This window comes from Streptomyces sp. 5-10, from assembly GCF_014712245.1.
Classification (GTDB): domain Bacteria; phylum Actinomycetota; class Actinomycetes; order Streptomycetales; family Streptomycetaceae; genus Streptomyces; species Streptomyces violaceusniger.
Genome location: NZ_JACVYG010000155.1, coordinates 1 through 4,395, shown reverse-complemented (window position 1 = coordinate 4,395; position 4,395 = coordinate 1). Strand labels below are relative to the sequence as shown.

The 4,395-nt window shown below is 74.0% G+C and carries 1 protein-coding gene; it reads right to left on the bottom strand.

Features of this window, described 5'->3' with window-relative positions; all coding sequences use genetic code 11:
* Nucleotides 1–4,221: type I polyketide synthase (locus tag IEJ02_RS47500; RefSeq protein ID WP_191070460.1), on the bottom strand; the 4,221-nt coding region annotated here is incomplete at its 3' end.
* Between the last annotated feature and the right edge of the window lie 174 nt (nt 4,222–4,395).

Genomic DNA, 4,395 nt, shown 5'->3' with positions numbered 1-4,395 from the left:
CTGCGCACCCTGACCCGTGAACACCCACGCCGACTTCCCCGCCCCCCGCACCCGCGTCACCGACGCAAGGTCACCCCGCAACGCCTCCACCGCACCCACACGATCCCCAGCCACCACCACCGACCGGTACTCGAACACCGAACGCGCACACGCCAGCGAATACCCCACATCCACCAACGCCGGAGCAGACCCCCCCTCCAGCAGATCAGCCAACCGCCCAGCCTGAGCGACCAGAGCACCCTCACTCCTGGCCGACAGCACAAGCGGAACAACCGACGGCACCTCACCGGACCCGCTCTCGCCCTCGACCTCAGGCGCCTGCTCGACGATCACGTGGGCATTGGTACCGGTCAGCCCGAACGACGACACTCCGGCCCGGCGCGGACGCCCCTCGTCCGGCCACTCCCGCGCCTCGCTCAGCAGCTCGACCGCGCCCGACGTCCAGTCCACTTCTCGGGACGGCTCGTTCAGATGGATGGTCTTGGGCAGGATGCCGCGCCGCATCGCCTCGACCATCTTGATCACACCGGCGACACCGGCCGCCGCCTGCGTGTGACCCATGTTCGACTTCAACGACCCCAACCAGAGCGGACGCCCCTCCACACGCCCCTGCCCATACGTCGCCAGCAGAGCCTGCGCCTCGATCGGATCCCCCAGCCTCGTCCCCGTCCCGTGCGCCTCCACCACGTCCACCTCGGACGCCGGCAACCCCGCGTTCTCCAGCGCCTGCCGGATCACCCGCTGCTGGGCGAGGCCGTTCGGCGCCGTCAGCCCGTTGGACGCACCGTCCTGGTTCACCGCCGAGCCACGCACCACCGCCAGCACCCGATGGCCAAGGCGCCGCGCGTCGGAGAGCCGTTCCAGCAGCAGCATTCCGGCGCCCTCGGACAGGCCGGTGCCGTCCGCCGCGTCGGCGAACGACTTGCAGCGGCCGTCCGCCGCGAGGGCGCGTTGCAGGCCGAAGAACGTGAGGACCTCGGACGTCGCCATGACGGTCGCGCCGCCGGCGAGCGCGAGGGAGCATTCGCCGGACCGCAGCGCCTGCGCGGCCAGGTGCAGCGCGACCAGCGACGACGAGCACGCCGTGTCCACCGTCATCGCGGGGCCTTCGAGGCCGTAGGTGTAGGAGAGGACGCCGGAGGCGACCGCTCCGGCGGAGCTGCTGCCCGCGTAGTCGTGGTGCATGATCCCGACGAACACGCCGGTCCGGCTGCCCTTCAGCGACGCCGGGCGGATCCCCGCCCGTTCGAGCAGTTCCCAGGACGTCTCCAGCAGCAGCCGCTGCTGCGGGTCCATGCCGAGCGCGTCATGCGGGCTGATTCCGAAGAATGCGGGGTCGAAGTCGGCGGCGCCGTGCAGGAAGCCACCCGACCGTGTGTAGGACTTGCCCGCCTTGCCCGGTTCCGGGTCGTAGATCGCGTCGATGTCCCAGCCCCGGTCGGCGGGAAGGCCGGTGATGGCGTCGCGGCCCTCGGCGACCAGCCGCCACAGGTCCTCCGGCGAGCCGACGCCACCGGGATAGCGGCAGGCCATGGCGACGATCGCGATCGGTTCGCCGTCGGCGGGCCGCGGCGCCGCGCTGGTCCGCTCGGCGTCCGCGAGGCCGCCGGCGCCGAGGAGGAGGTCCGCGAGGTGAGCGCCCACGGCCTCCGCGTCGGGGTGGTCGAACACCAGCGTGGCGGGCAGCCGGAGCCCGGTCGCGAGGTTGAGCTGGTTGCGCAGTTCCAGGGCGGTCAGCGAGTCGAAACCGATCTCCCGGAAGGCACGGTCCGTGGCAAGCTCCTCGGGCGAGGCGTGGCCGAGCACCGTGGCGGCCTTCGCCCGGACGAGGTCCACCAGGAGGGCGCCGCGGTCGGCGGCCGGCACGCCCGCCAGGCGGCGGCGCAGCGCCTCCGGTCCGGCGGAGCCGCCCGCGGCGGCGCGCCGGGACCGGCCGCGCACCAGGCCCTGGAACAGCGGCGGCAGGTCGGCGGCGCCGGTCGCGAGCGAGGTGGGGTCGAGGGCGAACGGCACCACCGTCGCGTCGTCGAGCGCGGTGGCCCGGTCGAACAGGTCGAGGCCCTGCTCGGCGGTCATGCCGTCGATGCCGGAACGCCGCATGCGATGCCGGTCGACCGCCGACATCTGGGACGTCATCCCGCTGTCGTCCGCCCACAGGCCCCACGCCAGTGACTGCCCGGCGAGCCCCCGGGAGCGGCGGTGCGCGGCGAGCCCGTCGAGGAAGGCGTTGGCCGCCGCGTAGTTGCCCTGGCCCCCGCTGCCGGAGACCCCCGCTTCGGAGGAGAACAGCACGAACGCCGACAGGTCCATGTCCCTGGTCAGCTCGTGCAGGTGGGCGGCGCCATCGACCTTCGGCCGGAAGACGGCGTCGATCCGCTCCGGGGTCAGCGATCCGATGACGCCGTCGTCGACGGTGCCCGCGGCGTGCACAACGCCGCGCAATGGGTGGCGGGGGTCGATGCCGGCGAGCAGCGCGGCGACCGCGCCCCGGTCCCCGACGTCGCACGGGACGATCGACGCCTCGGCGCCGAGATCGGCGAGTTGGACGCGGAGCGCGGCGGCGTCCTCCGGGACGGTGCGGCCCGTCAGCAGGAGGCGCCGGACGCCGTAGCGCTCGGCCAGATGCCGGGCGAACAGCCGGCCGAGCATGCCCAAGCCGCCGGTGACGAGCACAGTCCCCTCTGGGCCGAACGCGGCGGGAGGTGCGTCGCCGTGGGCGCCGCCCTCGACCGGCACGCGCGCCAGGCGTGCCTTGTGCGGTGTGCCACCGCGGATCACGAGTTGCGGTTCCCCGGTCGCGGCGAGGGACGCGGTGGCGGGCGCGTCCTCCTGGTCCAAGTCGCCGTCGACGAGCAGAATCCGGCCGGGGTTCTCCAGCTGCGCGGAGCGGACGAGCCCCCAGACGGCGGCTCCGGCGAGATCCGCGACGTCCTCGCCGGGCAGCGCGACCGCGCCCCGGGTCGCCACGAGCAGCCGGGTCGCGAGGAACCGCTCACCGGCGAGCCACTGCCGCACGGCGGCGAGCACGCGGTGGGTTACGGCGTGGACGGCGTCGAGGCCACTCCCCGGCTCGGTGCGCAGCACAACCAGGTCGGGGACGTCGTCGTCGCCGTCGCTCACCTCCTCCCAGGGACGGGACGAGAGGCCGGGGGCGTCGGCGGGCACCGCGCACGGCGTCCATTCGACGCGGAACAGGGAGTCGTGGACCGCGGCCCCGCCCGCGCCGGCGAGCTGCGCCGGCGAGACCGGGCGGGTCAGCACCGACTCCACCGACAACACCGGGGCGCCGGACTCGTCCGCGACGGCGATGGCGAGCTTCTCCGGCCCCTGCCGGGTGAGCCGCACGCGCAGCGCGGACGCGCCGGTCGCGTGGAGCGCCACCCCGTTCCAGACGAACGGGAGCACCGTCCCGGACTCGCCGGGCCGGTCGTCCTCCAGCAGGGTCGCGTGGAGGGCGGCGTCGAGCAGCGCGGGGTGCAGGCCGAAGCGCCGGGCGTCCGCATGCGCCTCCTCTTCGAGGACGACCTCGGCGAACACGTCGTCACCGCGGCGCCACGCGGCCCTGAGGCCCTGGAAGGCCGGGCCGTAGTCGTAGCCGCGGGCCTGGAGCAGCTCGTAGGCCCCGTCCACGCGCATCTCGGCGGCCCCGGGCGGCGGCCAGGCGGCGAGGTCGGACGCGGACCCCGCCGCGCGGTCCGCGAGGACCCCCTCCGCACAGCGCGTCCACGGCGCGTCCCCGTCCTCCGACCGCGCGTGGACGGTCACGGTCCGCGCTCCGGCGTCGCCGGGCTCGCCCACCAGCACCTGCACCTGGACGCTGCCGTCCTCGGGGAGGACGAGCGGGCTCCTCAGGGTCAGTTCTTCGAGGAAGCCGCAGCCGACCTCATCACCGGCCCGGACCGCCAGCTCGACGAAGGCCGTCCCGGGCAGCAGCACGGTGCCCAGGGCGACATGGTCAGCGAGCCATGGATGGGTCTTCAGCGACAGCCGGCTCGTAAACACGCGGCGGTCGCCGTCGGCGGGAGTGATCGCGGCGCCGAGGAGGGGATGGTCGACCGTGTCCTGCCCGAGCACGGACGCCTCGGCCGCCCCCGACGACGACCCCGTCCAGTAGCGCTGGTGCTGGAAGGCGTAGGTGGGCAGGTCGACCCGTTCGCCGGGCCGCTCGGTGCAGAACACGGACCAATCGACCGGCGCACCCGCCACATACGCCTCGGCCAACGAACAGGCAAACCTCTCCAGCCCACCCTCACCCCGACGCAGCGACCCCACCGTCACCGCCCCCGCACCAACCGCCTCCACCGTCTCACCAATACCCACCAAAAGCCCAGGATGCGGACTGCACTCCACGAAAATGCCATGCCCATCAGCCAGCAAACCCCGCGTCACCCGCTC